This window comes from bacterium (genome assembly GCA_035703895.1).
In the GTDB taxonomy this organism is placed as follows: Bacteria; Sysuimicrobiota; Sysuimicrobiia; order Sysuimicrobiales; family Segetimicrobiaceae; genus Segetimicrobium.
The window spans coordinates 57,298-78,432 of sequence record DASSXJ010000113.1 but is presented as its reverse complement, the minus strand read 5'-3'; the positions used below and the strand labels follow the sequence as shown (position 1 = coordinate 78,432).

Annotated in this window: 19 protein-coding genes; 13 read left to right on the top strand and 6 right to left on the bottom strand. The window is 67.0% G+C overall.

Going from position 1 to position 21,135, the window contains the following annotated elements; translation table 11 throughout:
* Nucleotides 1–131: 131 nt before the first annotated feature.
* On the top strand, nucleotides 132–1,316 hold the full coding sequence (locus VFP86_08090) for an LL-diaminopimelate aminotransferase (GenBank protein ID HET8999589.1): 1,185 nt from the start codon (nucleotides 132–134) through the stop codon (nucleotides 1,314–1,316).
* A gap of 128 nt (nucleotides 1,317–1,444) precedes the next feature.
* Nucleotides 1,445–2,674, top strand: a complete 1,230-nt coding sequence (hflX, locus tag VFP86_08085; protein HET8999588.1) for a GTPase HflX — start codon at nucleotides 1,445–1,447, stop codon at nucleotides 2,672–2,674.
* Nucleotides 2,675–2,740: 66 nt separating this feature from the next.
* Here hflX and lexA read toward each other — a convergent pair whose 3' ends face one another.
* Nucleotides 2,741–3,355 (bottom strand): transcriptional repressor LexA, encoded by a 615-nt coding sequence (gene lexA, locus VFP86_08080; GenBank protein HET8999587.1) that lies wholly within the window; start codon nucleotides 3,353–3,355, stop codon nucleotides 2,741–2,743.
* A gap of 113 nt (nucleotides 3,356–3,468) precedes the next feature.
* On the bottom strand, nucleotides 3,469–4,209 hold the full coding sequence (locus tag VFP86_08075) for an SDR family oxidoreductase (protein HET8999586.1): 741 nt from the start codon (nucleotides 4,207–4,209) through the stop codon (nucleotides 3,469–3,471).
* Nucleotides 4,210–4,296: 87 nt separating this feature from the next.
* On the opposite strand from VFP86_08075, the gene amrB reads away from it, so the two are divergent.
* Both amrB and VFP86_08065 read left to right on the top strand, forming a co-directional pair.
* On the top strand, nucleotides 4,297–5,529 hold the full coding sequence (amrB, locus tag VFP86_08070) for an AmmeMemoRadiSam system protein B (protein ID HET8999585.1): 1,233 nt from the start codon (nucleotides 4,297–4,299) through the stop codon (nucleotides 5,527–5,529).
* Entirely contained in the window at nucleotides 5,522–6,322 is an 801-nt protein-coding gene (locus tag VFP86_08065) for a hypothetical protein (GenBank protein HET8999584.1), read from the top strand. Before amrB ends, VFP86_08065 begins: the two co-directional genes overlap by 8 nt.
* Here the strand turns inward: VFP86_08065 and VFP86_08060 are convergent.
* Nucleotides 6,319–7,659: an aspartate aminotransferase family protein gene (locus tag VFP86_08060; protein HET8999583.1), complete on the bottom strand. Its 1,341-nt coding sequence runs from the start codon at nucleotides 7,657–7,659 to the stop codon at nucleotides 6,319–6,321. The genes VFP86_08065 and VFP86_08060 overlap by 4 nt on opposite strands.
* Nucleotides 7,660–7,769: 110 nt before the next feature.
* On the opposite strand from VFP86_08060, the gene VFP86_08055 reads away from it, so the two are divergent.
* Genes VFP86_08055 through VFP86_08045 form a run of 3 tightly spaced genes read left to right on the top strand, consistent with a single transcriptional unit; the run spans nucleotide 7,770 to nucleotide 11,538 of the window.
* The gene (locus VFP86_08055) at nucleotides 7,770–8,783 is read left to right on the top strand and encodes a zinc-dependent alcohol dehydrogenase family protein (protein ID HET8999582.1); all 1,014 of its coding nucleotides are present in this window, start codon (nucleotides 7,770–7,772) and stop codon (nucleotides 8,781–8,783) included.
* 12 nt (nucleotides 8,784–8,795) lie between these two features.
* The gene (locus VFP86_08050) at nucleotides 8,796–9,587 is read left to right on the top strand and encodes an SDR family NAD(P)-dependent oxidoreductase (protein HET8999581.1); all 792 of its coding nucleotides are present in this window, start codon (nucleotides 8,796–8,798) and stop codon (nucleotides 9,585–9,587) included.
* 43 nt (nucleotides 9,588–9,630) lie between these two features.
* Nucleotides 9,631–11,538: an acetate--CoA ligase gene (locus VFP86_08045; protein ID HET8999580.1), complete on the top strand. Its 1,908-nt coding sequence runs from the start codon at nucleotides 9,631–9,633 to the stop codon at nucleotides 11,536–11,538.
* Between the two features lie 9 nt (nucleotides 11,539–11,547).
* Here VFP86_08045 and VFP86_08040 read toward each other — a convergent pair whose 3' ends face one another.
* Nucleotides 11,548–11,946, bottom strand: a complete 399-nt coding sequence (locus VFP86_08040) for a VOC family protein (GenBank protein ID HET8999579.1) — start codon at nucleotides 11,944–11,946, stop codon at nucleotides 11,548–11,550.
* Nucleotides 11,947–12,103: 157 nt separating this feature from the next.
* Between VFP86_08040 and VFP86_08035 the strand changes: the two genes are divergently transcribed.
* The 3 genes from VFP86_08035 to VFP86_08025 are packed head-to-tail and all read left to right on the top strand — an operon-like array spanning nucleotide 12,104 to nucleotide 16,135.
* Complete coding sequence (locus tag VFP86_08035) at nucleotides 12,104–13,285, top strand: acetyl-CoA C-acyltransferase (protein HET8999578.1); 1,182 nt, start codon at nucleotides 12,104–12,106, stop codon at nucleotides 13,283–13,285.
* On the top strand, nucleotides 13,282–14,676 hold the full coding sequence (locus VFP86_08030; protein ID HET8999577.1) for an MBL fold metallo-hydrolase: 1,395 nt from the start codon (nucleotides 13,282–13,284) through the stop codon (nucleotides 14,674–14,676). The genes VFP86_08035 and VFP86_08030 overlap by 4 nt, the downstream gene beginning before the upstream one ends.
* Before the next feature lie 13 nt (nucleotides 14,677–14,689).
* Nucleotides 14,690–16,135, top strand: a complete 1,446-nt coding sequence (locus tag VFP86_08025) for an FAD-linked oxidase C-terminal domain-containing protein (protein ID HET8999576.1) — start codon at nucleotides 14,690–14,692, stop codon at nucleotides 16,133–16,135.
* Here the strand turns inward: VFP86_08025 and VFP86_08020 are convergent.
* Nucleotides 16,102–16,656 (bottom strand): LOG family protein, encoded by a 555-nt coding sequence (locus tag VFP86_08020; protein HET8999575.1) that lies wholly within the window; start codon nucleotides 16,654–16,656, stop codon nucleotides 16,102–16,104. The two genes, VFP86_08025 and VFP86_08020, sit on opposite strands and share 34 nt — an antisense overlap.
* Nucleotides 16,657–16,822: 166 nt before the next feature.
* Here VFP86_08020 and VFP86_08015 point away from each other — a divergent pair, with 166 nt between their 5' ends.
* The gene (locus VFP86_08015; GenBank protein ID HET8999574.1) at nucleotides 16,823–17,320 is read left to right on the top strand and encodes an ATP-binding protein; all 498 of its coding nucleotides are present in this window, start codon (nucleotides 16,823–16,825) and stop codon (nucleotides 17,318–17,320) included.
* A gap of 11 nt (nucleotides 17,321–17,331) precedes the next feature.
* Here the strand turns inward: VFP86_08015 and VFP86_08010 are convergent, their stop codons facing one another.
* Nucleotides 17,332–18,573 (bottom strand): MEDS domain-containing protein, encoded by a 1,242-nt coding sequence (locus tag VFP86_08010; GenBank protein HET8999573.1) that lies wholly within the window; start codon nucleotides 18,571–18,573, stop codon nucleotides 17,332–17,334.
* 240 nt (nucleotides 18,574–18,813) lie between these two features.
* Here VFP86_08010 and VFP86_08005 point away from each other — a divergent pair, with 240 nt between their 5' ends.
* Together VFP86_08005 and VFP86_08000 are read left to right on the top strand one after the other, a co-directional pair.
* Nucleotides 18,814–19,215 carry a DUF2294 domain-containing protein gene (locus VFP86_08005; protein HET8999572.1) on the top strand — a complete coding sequence of 134 codons (402 nt, stop codon included), beginning with the start codon at nucleotides 18,814–18,816 and terminating at the stop codon, nucleotides 19,213–19,215.
* 226 nt (nucleotides 19,216–19,441) lie between these two features.
* Nucleotides 19,442–21,001, top strand: coding sequence for an HD domain-containing phosphohydrolase (locus VFP86_08000; protein ID HET8999571.1), 1,560 nt, complete (start codon nucleotides 19,442–19,444; stop codon nucleotides 20,999–21,001).
* Nucleotides 21,002–21,135: the final 134 nt, after the last annotated feature.

Genomic DNA, 21,135 nt, shown 5'->3' with positions numbered 1-21,135 from the left:
CTTGTGACGATCTCCTCGCGTTGATCATCGTGGGTGCCAACTGGTCGTCGCCGCCGGCCGAGAACGTGCTATGATCGGTGTATGAGTTATGCTGATGTCACGCCGGTCTTGCAAACGACGAGGAGGTCTCGATGAACGTCGCGCGCAGGATGCGCAGCATCCCGCCGTATTTGTTCGCCGAGCTGGATCGAAAGCGGGCGGCGCTCCGCGCGAAGGGTGTCGACGTCATCAGCCTCGGCATCGGCGACCCGGATCTGTCCACGCCGCCGCATATCGTCGCGGCGCTGGTGGAGGCCGCCCGCAATCCCGCGACCCATGCCTACCCGCCTTATGAGGGGACGCTCGAATTCCGCCAGGCGGTTGCCGCGTGGTATATGCGGCGGTTCGGGGTCTCCCTCGATCCTGAGCGCGAAGTGCTCACGCTGATTGGCTCGAAAGAGGGGCTCGCCCACGTCCCCTGGGTCTTTCTCGACCCCGGGGATGTTGCGCTGGTCAGCGATCCCGGATATCCCGTCTACGCCACGGCGACGCTCATGGCGGACGGGGAACCGTACGCGGTCCCCTTGGACCGCGATCGCGGGTGGCTGCCGGACCTCACGGCGATCCCCGACGCGGTGGCCCGGAGGGCGAAGGTGTTCTTCCTCAACTACCCCAACAATCCCACCGCGGCCACGGCCGACCTCGCCTTCTTCGGGGAGCTGGTCGCGTTCGCCCGCCGCCACGGCGTCCTCGTGGTACACGACAACACGTACTCCGAGATCGCCTACGATGGGTACCGCCCTCCGAGCTTTCTCGAGGCCCCGGGTGCCAGGGAGGTCGGGATCGAGTTTCACTCGCTCAGCAAGACCTACTGCATGACCGGATGGCGCCTCGGATTGGCCGTCGGGAACCGCGAGGCGGTGCAGGCGCTCGCGACGCTCAAGACCAACATCGACAGCGGACAGTTCATGGCCATTCAAGCGGCCGGCGTGGCCGCGCTCGCGGGCCCGCAGGACGTCGTCCGGGAGCGCGTGGCCAAGTGGGAGCACCGGCGAAATGTGGCGGTGGCGGGTCTCCGCGCAGCGGGCCTCGATGTCCCGATGCCTCGGGCCACCTTCTATCTCTGGGTGACCGTCCCGGCGGGATTCGACTCCGTCGGATTCGCCGCCTACCTCCTCGAGCAGGCCGGCGTGATGGTCACTCCGGGCGTGGGCTACGGACAACGGGGGAACGGCTACGTCCGTCTCTCATTGACGGTGCCCGACGAGCGCGTCGCCGAGGCGATTCAACGGATCCGCGACCGGCTGGGGGTTGCCGCCCCCCCGGCGACCCGATAGGGAGGGAACCGATCCGAACCACCGGTGCACCCCAAAACCGCAAACTGCGTCGAGGGCTCCATCCACCGCGCCAGGAACTGCCCGGGCGAACGCTCATCGAGCTCACAAATCAGGGCCCGGAGCGGGCAGTGCTCGTCGGGCTGACATCGGCTGAACAGACAAACGGCACGCTCGAAGAACTGGCGCGCCTTGCCGAGACCGCCGGCGCGTCAATCGTCGGCCTGATCGTCCAGCGGCGCTCCCGTCCGGATCCGGCCACCTTCGTCGGGAGCGGCAAAGTCGAGGCGATCCGCGTCCAGGTGCGTGAGACGGGCGCCGATCTGGTCATCTTCGATGAGGAACTGTCCGCCGCCCAGCAGCGCAACCTCGAACGTCGCCTGGACACCAAGGTGCTCGATCGGACGGCGCTCGTGCTGGATATTTTTGCGCAGCGCGCCCGCAGCCGGGAGGGGCGCCTGCAAGTTGAGCTGGCGCAGATGACCTACCTCTTGCCCCGCCTGGCCGGCCGGGGCGTGGTGCTGTCCAGGCTCGGAGGCGGCATCGGCACGCGCGGCCCCGGTGAGACCAAACTGGAGGTTGACCGTCGGAGGATCCGCACGCGGATCACCGGTTTGGAGCGAGAGATCGGGGCGTTGCGCCAGCACCGGCGGCTGCAGCGCCGGGCCCGCCACGAGGCGGCGTTGCCGGTCGTCGCCTTGATCGGCTACACCAATGCCGGCAAGTCTTCATTGCTCAACAGCTTGACCGATGCTGAGGTCCTGATCGCGGACCAGTTGTTCGCCACCCTCGATCCCACCGTGCGGAAAGCGTTGCTGCCCAACCACCGCCCCGTGCTCCTGGTCGACACGGTGGGATTCATCCAGAAACTGCCGCACGATCTCGTGGCCGCGTTTCGAGCGACGCTGGAGGAGGTCGTCGAGGCCGACCTGCTGGTCCATGTGATCGACGGGAGCCACCCGCGGTGGGCGGAGCAGACGACCGCAGTGGAAGAGGTACTGGCGGACCTGGGCGCCGCCGAGACCCCGCGAATCAACGCGGTCAACAAGATCGATCGAATTTCCTCGGAGAGCCTCCGCGATATCGAGGCGGAGATCCCAGGTGCCGTGCCGATCTCCGCGCTCCGGCGGCTCGGACTGGTCAATCTGTTGCGCAAGATCTCCCAGCGGCTGCCGGACCCCGCCCGGCGGGTCAGCCTCGTGATTCCCTACGCCGATGGAAAGGTGCTCTCGCAGATCTACGCGTACGGACGCGTGCTGCGGCGAGACGATCACGACGACGCGATGGTCGTTGAAGTGGAGGTGCCGGCCAGCGCGGTCGAGCGGCTCCGGCCTTACGTGCGCGAACCTCGGACGGACTGAAGCTCGCCCATGTTTGCGCTCGCGTCGACGCTTGGGGCGCGCGAACTCGGACCGCGCAAACCTGGGCTAGGGGAGGCGCCGGATCAACGCCACAACCTTCCCGAGGATGGTGGCCTCCCGCGTGAGGATAGGAGACATCGTCCGGTTCTCCGGCTGCAGGCGGATGTGATCACGCTCGCGGTAAAACCGCTTGACGGTGGCCTCCTCTCCCAGCAGGGCGGCGACGATCTCCCCGTTGTTGGCCGTAGCTTGTTGTCGAATCACGAGGTAATCCCCCTCGAGGATGCCGGCCTCGATCATGCTTTCGCCCGTGACGCGAAGGATGAAGGCCGCGTCCTCGCGGATGAGATCCCGCGGTAGCGGAAAGACATCCTCGATATTTTCGTCGGCGAACAGCGGGTGGCCGGCGGCGATCCGTCCCAGGACGGGCACGTTCACGACGCGCTTGGGCGGCTGGCTCGCACCGTCCTTGAGAATCTCGATCGCGCGGGGTTTGCTGGGATCCCGATGAATGAACCCCTTTTTCTCCAAGGCCGTGAGGTGGCTGTGCACCGTCGAACTGCTCGTGAGCCCGAGCGCCGCCCCGATCTCACGCACCGACGGCGGATAACCACGTTGCTGCATGTTGGTCATCACGTAGGATAGGATCTCGCGCTGGCGCTTCGTCAGCCCCTTCCCCACAGTGTCGCCCCCCCCAGGCAGCCCCGTCATCGACCGGCCCGGATTATAGCACAAGATCGGTGGAGATGCAAACATGTGTTCGCCATGGCCGGCCCCACACGCCGGTCCGGCGTTTAAAGCAGGGCGCCGCCGTCGACGACGATGATTTGTCCGGTGAGAAAATTCTCTGAGGTGGCGAGCGCTGCGGCGATGTGTGCGATGTCTTCGGGGCGGCCGCTCCGCTGAACCGGGATCGATTCCACCGCCTTCGCGTTCTGGACTTCCCGACCAAGATGCCACCGGGTCTCGATGAGCCCGGGTGCGATGGTATTCACCGTGATCCGGGGCGCCAGCGCGCGCGCGAGGGAGAGCGTCATGGTGTGGATCGCCCCTTTGCTGGCCGCGTACGCGATAGAACTCCCCGTTCCCCTGATGCCGGCGACCGACCCGATGTTGATGATCCGTCCGTCGGTCATCACGCGCGCCGCCGCGCGGCTGCAGAAAAACGTCCCCTTCACATTCACCGACAGGATCCGGTCCCAGATCTCGTCGGTGAGGCCATCGAGATTCTTGTGCTCCACGAACGAGGTCGTCCCCGCGTTGTTGACCAGGATATCCAACCGTCCCCATTCGCCGACCACGCGATCGACCATCTCGGCCGCTTCGCGATCGCAAGAGACATCGGCGCGGACCGCGAAGCCGCGCCGTCCCAACTCGCGGACGGTTCCGGCGGTCCGTTCGGCATCCTCGCGCGAGCGGCTGTAGTTGATCGCGACATCCGCCCCATGCTCGGCGAGCGCCAGCGCGATGGCCCGGCCGATCCCGGTGCCGCCGCCGGTGACGAGCGCTACGCGGTGTGCAAGCGGTGTAGCCATACGCCCCCCTATACGGCGCCGTGCGAGTGCCCTCCTCCCCACGCCCGGGGCCTGGTATAATGACGCAGATACGATCTAGTGCGTCCAATGCCGGTTCCAAAACTGCGACCACTCGATCTGGTAGCGGGGCAGTGGAACGGGCAGCAGACGGTGGTGGCCCGCGACTACGAGGGGCTGCTGGAATCGCCGGTGCTGCTGTCACTGCCGGTGTTTCTCGTCGCGCTCCTCCTGGATGGCCGCCGGGAGGCGCTCGACGTGCAGGTCGAGTATGCCCGAATGACCGGCGGGCAGATCCTTCCCAGACCGGATCTTGATCGGATTATCAGCGAGCTGGACCTCCATCACCTCCTCGAATCCCCCGACCTCGAGCGCTACCGTCGAGAGATCGAGATGGCCTATCGGGCGGCGCCCCACCGATCGCCGGCGCACGCGGGCACCGCGTACCCGGCGGATCCGGCGGCACTCGGCGCAACGCTGCAACGATTCCTGGACACGGAGGCGACCGGTTCGGGCGAGGATCGGTCCCCAAGCTCTGAGGTCCGCGGGATCCTCGCTCCCCACATCGATTTTCATCGGGGTGGGCCCACCTACGGCCTCGCATACCGGCGCCTCCAGAACATCCCCGAAGACGCGTGCGCCATCATCGTTGGGGTGGCGCACGCGGGTCCGCCCGTCCCGTACGTCCTCACGACAAAGGGCTACGCGACACCGTCTGGGGTCATCGACGTCGACCGGCCGCTGCTCGAGGCGGTGACCTCCCGGTATCCCTACGATGCGTTCGCCTACGAGGCGGTGCACCGGACCGAGCACTCGATTGAATTTCAGGTGCTGTTTCTCGATCACCTGGCGCACGGCCGGCCGCTCACGATACTCCCCGTGCTCTGCTCGGGCTTCGAGGAGCGCTGCGGGGCGCGGTCTCCCGCCGAGGTCCCGGAAATCGAGTCATTCATCGTCGCGCTCCGCGAGGCGGTGGCCGCCGCGCGGCGTTCGATCGTGGTCATCGGCGGTGTCGATCTCAGCCATGTCGGGCCGCGCTTCGGGGATGCGGAAGCGGTCGGCCCTTCTCTCGCCGCGGTGGCCCGCGCGGGCGATCTTGCGGCGCTCGACCGGGTGGCTGCGGGCGACGCGGAGGGTTTCTGGCAGGCGATCGCGGCCGATGGAAACCCACGGCGGGTCTGCGGCCTGTCGGCGATTTACACGGTGCTCAGGCTCCTCGAGCCGGTGCGCGGTCAGGTGTTGGAGTACCATCAAGGCGAAGATCCGGCGGGAGGCCTTGTCGGGTTCGCGGCCTGCGTCCTCGATGGAACCGGCGTTGCATAGAGTGCACGGGTTGTCCGATCATGATCTGCGGTTCGTCGCGGAGACGCTCTGGGGGGAGCAGGGCGTCACAGTGCAGGCCGTGCAACAGCTCCGCGCCCGCGACGATCTGCTCGACGTCGTGCTGGAAGACGACCGGCTCGTCCGCCGCCTGCTCGAGCACGAGCAGGCGCTCGTGCGGGTATCCCCCCGGCTGGTGTTCAGCGTGTTTCTGCGCCGGGTCAGCCGCGACTTGACCGCACGGCCGTACACGCTTGAACGGACTCCGGCGGAAACGGTGGCGGTGTTTGACGCCCCCAAGGTCCGGCGGTTCATCGCGGAACCGGCGATTGGCGACTACCTGGTGCAGCTGTTGACGTCGTTTGTTCGGACCGAGACCGTGACGGTCTGGGTGCGCCGCGGCGAGCGCTACCGGAGGCGGCGGTTCAGCACGCTCAACCTCGAGGACATGATCGAACTGGCCGGACTCGTCGGAGAAGAGGAGGCGCCCCCGATCTACAGGCGGGTCGCAGACATCGCCTTGTTTACGAGCGGGATCTTTCCCGATTTCCTCAGGTCACGGCGAGGCGGAGTCCCGCCGCTCCGGCGGACGCGGGCGATCCCCCCGACCGTGGAGACCTATGAAGAACACGGCCGCCGATTTTACCGTCTGGCATCGAGGCCGGAGCGGGGGCCCGAAGGGCGCGTCCTCGCAACGCTCGCGGAAGAGTTTCCCATAGCGCGCAAGTCGTTGGAGATGTTGTCCGACCGCTATCTGCGGTGGACGCGCCTCTCCTGGTTCCACTCGCCCGGCTAGGCGATTCGAGCGAGCGCACGGTCCAACGCCTCCACGGTTCGGTCGACGTCATCGCGCGTATGCGCGATGCTCAAAAATCCCCCGAGTCCCATCATGTGGACCCCATTGAGCAGCAGGGCCAGGGTCAGGTTGGCGGCGATCGGCGTCTGGCGCTGCTGCTTGAGCGCGTCCACCGGTACGTGACGGAGGGACGTGGGATCTCCGGGCGTGAGGCGCTCCTCGAACGCGAGATTGAACCGCGACGCTTCTCCGTGGGCGACCCCATGGACTCCGCGGCGGGCGAAGCACGCATTCAACCCCGTGCGCAGGATAGCGGCCATCGCGTCGCACTGCGCGTGCACGTTCCCGTCCCGGATGATGTCGAGGCAGGCGCATCCGGACGCCGCGGACAGCGGGTTGGCATTGAACGTGCCTTCATGGCGGATGCGGCGTCCGGTGGATGGCGGTGCGCCGAGGGGCTCGAGCAACTCCCGCCGGCCGGCGACCGCGCCTCCAGGGAGGCCCCCGGCCAGGATCTTGGCCAGCGAGACCAGGTCGGCGCGCACCCCGTACCGCTGCTGGGCGCCGCCTGGCGACCACCGAAATCCGGTGACGACTTCATCGAAGATCAGCACCACGCCTCGGGCGGCGGTCAAGGCCCGCACGCCCTGCAGGAATCCGTCGGGGAGCGGCACCGCGCCGGCCGATGCGCCGCTCGGTTCGACGATGACCGCGGCGATCTCCGGGTCCCGGGCCAGCGCCGAGCCCACCCCATCCAGGTCGACCGGCAGGACGACGGTCTCATCCGCCGTCGCGGCCGTCACGCCGGGAGAGACGTCGTTGTAGGGAGGGATCTGGCCGCGCGTCACCGCATCGTGCCATCCGTGGAAATGGCCTTGGAATTTTGCCAGCTTCCTTCGCCCGGTCGCCGCGCGGGCCAGCCGGGTGGCCAGGAGCGTGGCTTCGGTGCCCGAACTGGTGAAGCGCACGAACTCGGCGCCGGGGACCAGCGCCCGCACGCGCTCGGCCCACTCGACCTCCAGGAGGTGGTTGGCACCGAGATGGGTCCCGAGCCGTACCTGACGGGTGACGGCGTCCACGAGGCTCGGATGCGTGTGTCCCAAGATCAGCGCGCCGTGGCCCATCGCGTAGTCGACGTAGTCGTGTCCGTCGAGGTCCCACTTGTGGGCGCCGTCGGCCCGGGCGATGTACGGGAGAAACGGGTCAAAGGCCCGGCTGTTGTGGGTGACGCCGCCCGGGAATACGCGCGAGGCGCGTTCATATGCCGCGAACGACGTCGGATTTGCCTGCGTGTACGCGGTCACGAGGTCGGATTCCACCGTTCGAGTCTCGGGCACGGGTGCATCTCCTGTCCTGTTGGAAGGCATCCAAACGGGCACCAGAGTATTTTGCAACTGGCGGGCAAAAATCCTGTGGTGCACGACCGTACCATCGTTGGAGTCCGGTGATGAACGCGCTGCTCCTCCGATTCGCAACACCGCTCCGCACCCGGCCCTCGCCCTTAGAGTGGTCCGAGATCGCCCTCCCGGAGCCGGGGCCCGGTGAGGTCCGAATCCGGATTCAGGCCTGCGCGATCTGTCACACCGACCTCCACATCGTCGAGGGGGACCTGATACCCCCGGCGCTCCCGCTCATCCCGGGCCACCAGATCGTCGGGACGATCGATGCCATGGGGGCGATGGTGACGCATCTGCGCCTGGGCGACCGCGTCGGCGTGGGGTGGCTTGCGTGGGCCTGCGGTGTCTGCGAGTTCTGCCGGACCGGCCGCGAAAACCTCTGCGAGCGGGCCCGCTTCACCGGCTACGATGTGGCCGGCGGGTATGCGGAGGCGACCGTCGCCGATGCGGGGTTCGTTTACCGGCTTCCTCCCGGATACACTGCGCGCGAGGCCGCTCCGCTCTTGTGCGCGGGGATCATCGGATATCGCTCCCTCCGGTTGGCCGAGGTCCATCCCGGCGATCGGGTGGGCTTGTTCGGCTTCGGGGCCTCGGCGCATCTGGCGCTCCAGGTGGCGCGGCACTGGGGCTGCGAGGTCTGCGTGTTCACCCGGAGCGAGGCGCACAGGGCCCTGGCACGAGCGCTCGGCGCCGTGTGGGCCGGAGGTGTGGAGGACGCCGCGCCCGCGCCGGTAGACCGAGGCGTGGTCTTCGCGCCCTCGGGCAACGTCGTGGTGGGGGCGCTCGGACATCTCCGCCGCGGCGGCATGCTCGCGATCAACGCGATCCACCTGGACCGGATTCCCGAGTTTTCCTATGCCCGGCTGTACTGGGAACGCACCGTGCGGAGCGTCGCCAATGCTACGCGGAGGGACGCGGAGGAGTTCCTCGCGCTGGCCGGGGAACTGTCCTTGCAGGTGTCGGTCACGCCGGTCCGGCCCCAGGAGACGAACGCCGCGTTGGGGGACCTGAAGCGCGGTGCGATTCAAGGCGCCGCCGTGGTCGAGTTCGAGGGATCGGTGTAGGGGAGGACGGCTGTGGAGTATGCCCGGTTGTTCCGGCTCGACGGCAAGGTGGCGGTCGTGATCGGCGCGGGGTCTGGAATCGGGCAGTCGGCCGCCCAGGCGCTCGCCGCCCACGGGGCGCGCGTGGTGTGCGCCGATCTGAACGAAGCCGGAGCCGGAGTGACGGCCGACCTCATCGGCAACGCCGGCGGACACGCGGAAGCGGCAAAGGTGGATATCGCCCGCGAAGAAGAGGTCGCCCGGCTGATGACGGCCGTGGGGTCGCGGTATCGCTCGCTCGATGTGGTCGTCACCACCCCGTCGGTCAACGTCCGCAAGCCGGTCCTCGCGTACAGCGCCGAGGATCTCGATCGGGTGCTGACGGTCAACTTGAAGGGCACGTTTTACGTGCTGCGTGAAGCGGGTCGCAGGATGGCCGAGCAGGGGAGGGGGAGCATCATCGCGTTTGCCTCGATCCGCGCCCAAGTGGTCGAGCCGGGGCAGAGCGTCTACTCCGCGACCAAGGCGGGTACCGTGCAACTCGTCCGGACCCTCGCCGCGGAACTCGGCCCCAAGGGCGTCCGCGTCAACGCGATCGCGCCCGGGGTCGTCGATACGCCGCTCACCAAGCAGATCACTCAGAATCCAACATGGTACAAAGCCTATGCCGACCGCAACGTGTTCGGGCGATGGGCGTCGCCCGACGAAATGGCCGGCCCGGTGGTCTTCCTCGCCTCGGACGCCGGCAGTTACGTGACCGGATCGCTGCTCTTCGTCGACGGAGGGTGGACGGCGGTCGACGGACGGTTCACGCCGACGCTGTGATAGTCCAGCGGAGGATCCACGCGACGTCTCGAGGGGGTGGCTCATGGACGTCATCAATCCCGTCGTGAGGCAGTGGCTGCGCGATGCCCAAGAGGACGTCGAAGGCTTTTGGGCGCGCGCGGGGCAGGAGCTGCCTTGGCTCCGGCCGTGGGACCGCGTGTTCGAATGGAATTATCCAACCTTCCGCTGGTACGTGGGCGGTCGGACGAACCTCGCCTTGAACTGTGTCGACCGGCATGTCGCCGCCGGCCGCGCCGGCCACACCGCCCTCGTCTACGTCAACGAGCGCGGGGAACGGCGTCTGTACTCGTACGCGCAACTCCGCTACGAAGTCCGGCGGGCGGCGGCGGCGCTGCGGGGGCTCGGCATCGACAAAGGCGACCGGCTCACGATCTATATGCCCACGTGCCCTGAGGCGATCATTCTCATGCTCGCGGCGGTCCGGATCGGTGCGATCCACTCGGTCGTCTTTGCCGGGTTCGGTGCCGGCGCGCTCGGGGACCGCATCCGGGCCAGCGGGTCTCGCCTCGTGTTCGCGTCCGACACGACGTACCGCAAGGGGCGCGATGTGCCGCTCCTCGGCATCGTCGATGCCGCCCTCAAGGATCCGGGGCACAGCGTGGAGCGGGTGATTGTGCTTCCACGGGGCGGCGGGTGGCGCAGCGCGTCCGGCCGTGACCTCTCGTGGACCGAGTTCCTCGCGCAGGGCGCGGGTCAGAGCGGGGATGCCGTGCCGATGGAAGCGAACGAGCCCGCGTATATCCTGGCGACCTCGGGGACGACCGCGAAGCCAAAGCTGGCCGTGCACACGCACGGGGGGTACCAGGTCTACATTCACAGTATGGGACGCTGGGTGTTCGGCATGAAGCCGGACGATGTGTGGTGGTCCACCTCCGACATCGGATGGGTGGTAGGCCACAGCTATATCGTCTACGCGCCGCTGCTCTCCGGCTGCACGACGATCGCGTATGAGGGCGCCCTCGACCACCCCGCCCCGGACGTGCTCTGGCAGGTGGTCGAGGAATTTGGCGTGTCCGGCATCTTCACGTCGCCGACCGGCGTCCGCCTCCTGATGCGATATGGGGAGGAGCACGCCCGCAAGTTCAACCTGTCCTCGCTCGAGCGGGTGTTCTGCGCAGGCGAGGTGCTCAACCCTCCCGCCTGGGAGTGGCTACAGAACCGCGTGCTCGGCGGTCGGGTGCCGGTGATCGACCATATGTGGCAGACGGAAACCGGAGGCCCTGTGTTCGGCAACCCCTACGGGTTGGGGTTACTCCCCATCAAGCCTGGTTCGGCGGGGATCCCGCTCCCCGGCATCGACGCGGCGGTGGTCACCCCGGACGGCGCGCCGTGTGCGGCCGGGGAGAAGGGGATCATGGTCATCAGGCGGCCATTCCCTGGACTGATTCAGACCCTGTGGGGCGAAACGGAGCGCTACGCGCGGGATTACTGGGAACGCATCCCCCGCGCCTATTATACGGGCGACTCCGCGCACATCGACGAGGATGGATACGTGTGGTTCGTCGGCCGGGCGGACGAGATCATCAAGATCGCCTCCCACCGGATCGGCACGATCGAGGTCGAGACCGCATTCCTCAAGCATCCGGCCGTCGCGGAGGCCGCGGTCACCGGCCGCCCCGATCCGATCCGCGGCGAAGTGATCAGCGCGTTCATCGTGCTCAAGGTGGGGCACGAGGCGTCTCCAACCCTCAAGCAGGCCCTGCTCGAGACGGCGCGCCGGGAACTGGGGCCCGTGGCGGTGATCGCGGATCTCCACTTCGTAAGCATGGCGCCCAAGACGCGCAGCGGGAAGATCATGCGGCGCGTCCTCAAGGCGCTCGTGCTGGGACGCGATCCGGGCGACGTCTCGACGATCGAGGACGAGGGATCGATCGAGGAAGCGCGGGAGGCCTGCCGGCAGCTCCGGGCCGAGATCGCGACGGGGCCGTGAGGCCGTGCATTACCTGTGTGCCGATAGCGTCTCGGCGAGTTGGATGAGCACCCCGTGCACGCTTTTGGGGTGTACGAAGATCTCCCGCCACTCCGGGTTGTCGTAGTTCTCGCCGACCACCCTATAGCCGGCCGCGCGGAGCCGGGAGGCCCATTGGGGGAGATCCTGCACCTTGAAGGTGATGTGGTGCAACCCTTCCCCGCGTTCGTCGAGGAAGCGGCGCAGGAAGCTGCCTTCCCCGCGGGGTTCCAACAGCTCGACCGTGCCGCCGGGAAAGGTCCACTGCTGGAACGTAAATCCACCGCCCTCACCGCCTTCGCCGGGGACGCCGCCCAACATCTCCTCAACGAACGTCGCCGCCTCGGCGATCCGGCGGACGGCGATGGCGACGTGGTCGAACGTGATCATGGAGTGACCTCCTCGAGGGTATGGACCTCGTGGGTCGCGGAAGCAACTCCGCGCGGCCGGCGTTTCACCCTGGTGATGTCGTTTCTCGCCGGCAGGAGGAGTTCCTCGCCTCCCCCGGAAAGACCCGGCAGCCACGGATTCGGGCAGGGAGGGGCCTATGAGTGACGTCGTGATCCTCGAGGGAGCCCGCACGGCATTCGGGCGCTTCGGGGGCGGGCTCCGCAGCGTCACGGCGACGCAGTTGGGCGTCGCGGCGGCGAACGGGGCGCTGGCCCGCTCGAACGTGTCTTCCGAGGCCATCGACCACGTCATCTTCGGCAACGTGATCCAATCGAGCTCCGACGCCGTCTATCTGGCGCGCCACGTGGGGCTCGGCGTCGGGGTTCGCGTCGAGTGTCCCGCGCTCACGGTCAACCGTTTATGTGGATCCGGGCTCGAGGCGGTCGTCTCGGGCGCGCGGCTGATCCAAGGCGGCGAGGCCGAAGTCGTCTTGGCCGGCGGGACCGAGAACATGAGTCAGGCGCCGTTCGTGGTGCGGGGTGCCCGCGAGGGCTTACCGCTCGGACCGGGGGTGCTCGAAGACAGGCTGTGGGCCGCGCTCACCGACGCCGGATGCGGCCTGGGGATGGCGGAGACCGCCGAGAACTTAGCGGAGGAATATCGCATCACCCGCGACGCCCAGGATGAGTTCGCGGCCCGAAGCCACGTGCTGGCAGCCCGCGCCCGCGCTACGGGACGGTTCGCCGAGGAGATTGTCCCGGTGCAGGCCCCGGACGGCCGCCGCGGTTCGGCCGCCGTCGCGGAGGACGAACACATCCGTCCTGAGACCACGGTCGAGCGACTTCGGCAGTTGCCTGCCCGGTTCCGGGAGCCCGGCACCGTCACCGCGGGGAACAGCAGCGGGATCAACGACGGCGCCGCTGCCGTCGTGCTCGCCACCGACCGGTTCGCGGTCCGTTCAGGGATGAAACCGCTGGGCCGCCTCCTCGCCTGGGCCACGGTGGGTGTGCCCCCGGAAATCATGGGCATCGGGCCGGCGCCGGCGAGCCGCGACGCGCTCGCCCGCGCTGAGCTGAGGCTGGATGCGATCGACGTGGTCGAGGTCAACGAAGCGTTTGCCGCCCAATATCTCGCCGTCGAGAAGGAATTGGGACTCGACCGGGAGCGCGTGAACCCAAACGGCGGAGCGATCGCGCTCGGCCATCCGATCGGCGCGAGCGGCGCCCGGTTGCTGCTGACCCTCCTCTATGAGCTGCGGCGCCGCCGCCAGCGGTTCGGGCTCGCGACGCTCTGCATCGGGGGAGGCCAGGGGATCGCGGCGATCGTCGAGGCAACATGATCCTGACACAGTATTACCTCGGATGCCTCGCCCACGCGTCCTACCTCGTGGCCGACGAGGAGAGCCGCACCGCGGCGGTGATCGATCCGCAGCGCGACGTCGACCAGTACTTGGCGGATGCGGAGCGCCTCGGGGTCGAGATCCGGCACGTCTTTTTGACGCACTTCCACGCTGACTTCGTGGCGGGACACCTGGAGTTGCGGGACCGCACGGGCGCGAAAATCTACCTCGGCCGAGCAGCACGGGCCGAGTACGCGTTTGTCCCGCTGGGCGATGGGGAGGCGGTCTCGTTTGGCTCCGTGCGCCTAACGGCCCTCGAGACCCCCGGCCACTCACCCGAATCGATCTGCGTCCTCGTGCATGACCTCGGCAAGGACGGCGCGCGTCCGTCCGCCGTGCTGACCGGAGATACCCTGTTCATCGGGGAGGTCGGGCGGCCGGATCTGCGTGCCTCCCTCGGCTGGTCGGCCGACCAACTCGCCGGCATGCTCTACGACTCCCTCCACGACAAGCTGCTCACCCTCCCCGACGACACGCTGGTCTACCCCACCCATGGAGCCGGGTCGCTCTGCGGCAGGAACATCAGCAAGGAGACCGTCTCGACGATCGGCGTCCAGCGGCGGTACAACTACGCGCTGCAGCCGATGAGCAGGGACACGTTCATGAAGATCGTGACTGCGGACCAGCCGGACGCGCCTGCGTACTTCACCTTCGACGCGATCCTCAACGCCAAAGAGCGTCCCACGCTCGAGCGCGCGCTCGCGAGGGGGTTGCGGGCGCTCACCATCGAGGAGGTCGTCCGGCTTCGAGGCGACCAGGCGCAGCTGCTCGACGCGCGGGATCCCGCGGACTTTGCGGCGGCGCATCTGCTGGGCAGCGTGAACATCGGGCTGGGGGGCCAGTATGCGAGCTGGGCGGGGACGCTCCTGGACCGCGAGCGACCGATCGTGATCATCGCGGGCTTGGGCCGGGAGTCGGAGGCGGCCATGCGCTTGGGCCGCATCGGCTTCGATCATGTCGCCGGGTATCTCGAGGGGGGGATCGAGGCGGTTGGGATGCGCCGCGACCTTCTCCGGCGGACCCCTCGTGTCACGGCGCACGCGCTCGCGGAGTTACTGGCGTCTCCCGAGCCGCCGGTCGTGCTCGACGTCCGTGGAGAGGCCGAGCGGACGGGCGCCAGCATCGCGGGAAGCATGCACATCCCCCTGCAGCATCTCCTGGAGCGCCTCGCCGAAGTTCCGTGTGGCCCGCGGACGGTCGTGGTCCATTGCGCCAGCGGATACCGCTCGTCGATGGCAGCGAGCGTCCTGGAGCGGCACGGGGTGCCGGAGGTCGCCGATCTCGTAGGGGGCATCACCGCCTGGAACGCCTCGAACCTGCCCACGGTCTAGCGGGTCGTTCCTCATGAACCTCTCCGAGGCTCGGGTACACTTGGCCTCCCGCGGCGCGCTCGTTCGGGAGTTGCGCGACGTCGTGGGTGCCGGACACGTGCTCTCGGAGCCGGGCGACCTGCTGGCCTACGAGTACGACGCGTCCAACTTTACGGCGGTGCCAGACCTGGCCGTGTTGCCGGGCTCGGCGGAGGAGGTCGTCCAGGTGCTCCGGATCGCGGCGCGGCACCAGGCGCCCGTGGTCCCCCGCGGGGCCGGGACCGGAGTCGCAGGCGGCGCCCTGCCGATCATTGGCGGGGTCGTCGTGGTCATGACGCGCATGAACCGCATCCTGGAAATCGACCTTATGAACCGCATCGCCGTGGTCGAGCCGGGCGTCACCAACATCGAGATCTCTCGGGCCGTGGGTGACGCCGGCTACTTCTACGCACCGGATCCCTCCAGCCAGTATGCGAGCAGCATCGGCGGGAACGTCGCCCACAACTCCGGCGGTCCCCACACGATCGCGTACGGGGTCACGACCAACCACATCCTCGGCCTGGAGATCGCGTTGCCGAGCGGAGCGCTGGTCCGCGTCGGTGCCACCGGTCCCGATCCCCCGGGGCTCGATCTGACCGGGCTGGTCGTAGGATCGGAAGGGACCTTTGGCATCGTCACGCGCGTGTGGGTGCAGCTGCTCCGGCGGCGCGAGGCCGTCACCACGTTGCTCGCGGTGTTCGAGGACCTCGACTGGGCCAGCGAGGCCGTCACCGAGGTGATCGGGCGAGGTGTGGGCCCCGTCGCGCTTGAGATGCTGGACCGCAACGCGATCCGGGTCGTCGAGCCGTTTGTCCATGCCGGATACCCGCTGGACGCGGAAGCCGTGCTGCTCATCGAGGTGGAGGGGATCCGCGAGGTCCTCCCGCGGCTGCGCAATCTGGTGGAGGAGATCTGCCGCCGCCACGGCGCGCAGGACGTCCGGATCGCGCATACCGAGGAGGAGCGGCAGGCCCTGTGGTTGGGGCGCAAGGCCGCCTTTGGCACGCTCGGTCGCATCGCGATCAACTACTACCTCCACGATGCCACCGTGCCCCGGTCTAGGCTTCCCGCCGTTCTGCGCCGCGTGCAGGAGATCGCTCGTCGCGATGCACTGACCTTGGTCAACGTCTTTCACGCAGGAGACGGCAACCTGCACCCCATCATTATCTTCGATGCGCGCATCCCGGGAGAGACCGAACGGGTCATCCGTGCCGGGGAAGAGATGCTGCGCCTGTGTGTCGCATCCGGCGGCACGATCTCCGGGGAGCACGGGATCGGGTTTGAGAAGAACAACTACATGTCGTGGATCTTCAGCGAGGCGGATCTCGACGCGATGCGCCGGCTCAAAGCCGTGTTCGACCCCATCGGCATCATGAACCCGTGGAAGATGTTTCCGACGCCGGTGTCCTACTCCGAGGTGCTCGCCGCGCCGGTCGAGTGACCGAGGAGGAGGGGGAGGACCTCGTCCACCGTCGCGGCAAACTGCAGGAGCTCGAGATCCCTCGCCTCGACACGCAGTTCCGCTTCGAAGCATCGGACCAACCGACGCCATTGGGCACCAACCAGGATGAGGGGCCGGATTGGGGCGGACTCCGTTTGGAAGAGGTTCCACACGAGCGCCATTTCGCCGAGGGTGCCCGGCCCGCCGGGGAGGGCGACGAATGCGTCGCTCTCTGTCAATCGCAGCAGCCGCTCGAAGAGGTGCGGGGTGACGACTTCCTCGCCCACCCAGGAGTTCGCCTGGAGGCGGGGCGCCCACGGTTGGACCGTGATCCCGACCACCATGCCGCCGGCATCCGCCGCCCCTCGGCTCACGGCCTCCATCGCGCCGCCGTATCCGCCCGAGTACACCGCGTACCCTGCTCCCGCGAGCAACCGGCCGAGGCGCAGCGCCTCCTGATACCCATGCTCACCCTCGGCCGCTCGGGACGACCCGAACACGGTCACGCGAGCCACCGCCATCGTGTTCCTCCTCGTCGCATCATCGGTAAATCTGCACCGCCGGGCTCGTCCCGGTGTTTGGGACGACCGGGAAGAGGGTAAGTATCTGTCGATCAACAATCCGGCGAACGCCGCAGCCGTTGTGCGAGAGCGTTCGGTTACGGGTATTGTGACACGAGGGCGCAGAGTGCGCCACGAGGACGAACGAGTTGGTGCCGCGGTGTTGGTCCGCGCGTTGATCGATAAGCTTGGCTTCGGCCTCCGCACCGCGACGCAGCCCAAGCGCCGCCCAACCCCGAGCGTTCTTGTCGATCGGTTGGACTTGAGCGTTCCGGCAGACCCCCACGTCCTGCAGCACATCCGACGGGCGCTCAGGGCCCTCGCCCGTGATCTCGAACTCGATCGAGAACAGTCCGAAGGCCTGCTCGTGGCGGTCGGGGAGGCGGTCAGCAACGCGATCGAGCACGCCTACCTGGGCTCCGGGGGGACAATCTTCCTGAGGGCACGCCAGGAGGGCCCGATGCTGGTGATCGAGGTTGAGGACCGCGGCCGTTGGAGGCGGTCGGGGCGACGCCGCGGACACGGGCTCGAGTTGATGCGGGCGCTCACGGACAGCGTACACGTCAATGCCACCGCGGCCGGCACCACCGTCCGGCTCACGCTGGGGCTGCCCACCGTCTCGTGATCCGGTAGGGGTCACGCGGAAGGTCGTTCATCGCCGCTTACCCCAGCGATAGCACCGACGCGCTCGGGGTTCAGAATGGAGATCCGCTCGCGCCGCGCGTCTACAATGTCCGAGCGCCTCCACTCCGCAAGAATTCGGCTGACCGTGGACGGCGTGGCGCTCGTCAGTTCTGCCAAATCCTGTCCCGAGAGCGAAAGCTCAATGTCCATTCCCTGCGGCGTCTTGCGCCCCATCGATTGGGCGAGGCGGAGCAACAGACGCGCCAGGCGGCGTTCTACAGGCGCTGTGGCAAGATCCTGAAAGCGGATCCGCTCTTGCTCAAGCCTATCTTCCATCAGACGAACGGCATCTAAGGAGACCGCGGGATGATTCATCATCACGTGAAGAATCGTCGGGGCGTCCCAGACAAGTGCCCGAGAGTCCACCAATGCTTGTGCTGAGGAAAGCCGGGTGGGCCCGCCGAACAGAGCGCGTTCTCCGAACGGCTCCGCCGGCGCAATAATCCGGAGAATCACGTTTCGCCCGTTGGGATCGGCTCGAACCAGCTTTACCTCCCCACTTGTCAGCATATAGACTTCCGTCGCCCGGTCCCCCTGGAGAAAATAGAAGTCTCCCTGGCGTACGCGGCGTTCACCCGCGGACTGCACGAGTCCTTGCAAATCCGATCGGGCAAGGGTCTGGAACAAGGCGCTGAGGCTCAAGTACACGTGATCGCCGGCAACAACTTTCGCATGGCTGCGCACCAATCGCTGGAGCACTGCGGCGGGAAATCGATCTCTTCGATACATACACGCCATGGTGAGAAGGCCGGAACCAAGAGCCTTGTCGAGGAGCGACTCATACTCTACGAGGGCATCGTCGCGGATACCCTCGTGGAGCGTCCACGTCATTTCCCCGGCGATTCGCAAGCCGCTAAAGCCACGGGAGACGGCCTCCGTCACTCGGGTGCGCATGAGCTCTATGACTCGCGAGGGCTCGAATGGCGGCAGCGCGAAGTATTCCCGCGGACTCGACATCACCAACGTGCCGCGGTCGAGCGCGCGATTGGCGTCCACTCCGCCTTTGACCAGCGCCTCGGTCACCTCAGCCGGCCCAAGTTCGTCGTCAAGGTACACGCAGCGTTCGCCCCGGGCAAGACCGTCTTTGATGAAGGACACGGCAAACGACGTGAGCTCGCCCACATCTTCATAGATGAACCCGATGTGGTCTCCGGGCCGAAGCTCACCCCACCGTTGCCCAAAGGCGCGAGCCATACTCGTCACCTTGCCCTCTGTCGCGAGGGTCCCCCTTCCACTCAGGCGCGTAAGATCCTCTACGAGCGCCCAGCGCACGCCTTCCCTGCACCTGCTGTCATTGCGCCTGCGCAAGAATTGTGGTAGCGCAAAGATTTCTCTCGCGACGCGCCCTACACTATGCTTCGACGGCAGAGTGGCGCGCCTCGCTCTATGGCGCTTAGCCAGTCTGCGAATATCAGCTGGATACCGGATGGGGAGATGAATCGAGACTTGGACCAACTCAGACGTCGAGTGGAAGAGACGATCGGAAACGCCCTGACGAGGTTAATGAAGCAGCAGGTCGGCCGGGGACCGGAGAACATGAAGGTCTATCTGATCGACGATATGATCCTGCTGCGCCTCAAGAATGTGCTCACCCCCGCGGAGACGCATGTCGCCGCGACTCCTGAAGGTCGCCGCCTGGTCGAGCAATTTCGAACCAGCCTGCTCGACGCGTGGGGGGCAATGCTGTTGACTCTGGTCGCACAAGCGGTGGGCGCGCGGGTCGTCTGCATCCACAGCGATCTCGACACGGCCGCCGACCACCTCGTGATCATCATCGTGCTCGATCGAAAGATTGCGATGGTCGCAGATGCCCCCCCCGACGCCGATCGTGGTTGAGTCTAAAGACGCACGGGTATGGGCATCACGAGATCGAAGGTGGAGGAGGCCCTAACCACGTCCAGGGTTTCGGGGCACGCCCCGCGGCGCCCGGGCAACGGCGTGCAGTGTGGGACTGGGAGGCATGGTGGAGTTGTTGCCGTAGCGCGGCATCAGTAGCTACCGTGGCAGACCAGTCGAGCACCGTGCTCGACTGGTTTCATTTTTCGGCCGCGAGGTGGCAGCCGTGGGGAAACCGAAGGCCGGCAACGTGCCATCGCTGCGCTCACGACGGTCCGTAGCGGAGGCCGGCATTGCGGGGCCTCCCACAACCGCGCGCCATACGGGAGGCATCGAGGATCCATCGCGCGACTCGCCCTACCGGAGCCTGTTCGAACGCGTTCCCATAGGCCTCTACCGGTCCACGCCGAGCGGGAAAATATTGGATGCCAACCCCGCCTTTCTGCGCATCTTGGGCTATCCAGATCGCGAAACACTGATGGCGGTAAACGCGGCCTCTCTCTATGTCGATCCCGAGGCGCGGCAGCGGTGGACGACGCTGCTCGAGCGGGAGGGGGTGGTCGCAGATTTCGAAAGTAAGCTGTGGCGGCACGATGGCACGGCGATGTGGATCCGCGCGAGCGCTCACGCCGTCCGCGCCGTCAATGGTCGGACCCGATATCTCGAAGGCGCCATAGTGGACATCACCGAGCGCAAGACGGCGGAAGCGGAAATCCGCCGGCGCGCGGCCGAACTGGAAACCTTCTTCGATCTCAGTGCGCAGCTGCGAAAGGCCTGTGCCCCGGAGGAGATGTACCCCGTCCTTCTTGGACACGGCATGCGGTTACTGTGCGCCGATCATGGTTCGCTCGCCTTGTTGAGTCCAGACCGGCCGGCCTTCATGCGCGTGTACACGGTGGGAACGCCGACCGAGGAACGTGGCACGACCTTCCCCCTTGCGGGCACCCCCTCGGGGCGTGTCGTAGAGACGGGCGCCCCGTTCGTCACGGACGATTTCGTGACCGCCCTTTCTGCCGGACCGGATGTGGCGCGCTATCAACAGCTCGGCCCCGTCGTCATTGTTCCTGTCCGGTCCGAACAAGAGTTTATCGGGACGATCGCCCTCGGGCGCATCAAGAGGGCTGGATCGCATCCGTTCGTGGATGCCGAAGTCCGGTTATTGGAAGGTATCGCCGAAATCGGGGGGACGGCGATCCACAGAGCCCGCCTGCATCACAAACTCCAGCAGGCGTACGTGCAGATGGTGATCGCGCTGGCACAAGCCATCGAATCTCGGGACTCATACACCGCCGAACACGGTGACCGCATGGTGGACCTGGCCGAGCGCACCGCGCGCGAGCTCGGCTGTCCGGAGGGAGAGGTACAGGATATCCGCTGGGGAGCCCGGCTGCACGATATCGGGAAGATCGGCGTACCGGACGCCATTCTGAGTAAACCGGGCGGCCTCACGGAACAAGAGTGGGCGACCATGCGGCGGCATCCGATCCTCGGGGAGGAGATCCTCAGCTCGTTGGACCGGATGCGCGGCGTGGCAAAGCTTGTGCGCCATCACCAAGAGAAGTGGGACGGCACAGGCTACCCCGACGGATTGACAGGCGACGCGATTCCTCTCGGCTCGCGCATCCTGGCCGTGGTGGATGCGTATGGGGCCATCACGGAAGCTCGCCCCTACAAACCGGCACGGACAGTCGCAGAGGCCGTGGCGGAGATCAAGCGTTGTGCGGGCAACCAGTTTGACCCGCGGGTGACTGAGGTGTTCTGCAAGGTGGTTGAGGAGTTCATCTGACCACGTAATCGCATTGCGAAATCACGACCGCGCACTTGACCTCCCCGCACTGCCTCATAGAGAATGAGGCTATATCCTGTCTTCACGAGCATGTGTTCGAGGATGACAAGGCGCGCAAGAAGAGGAAACCCATC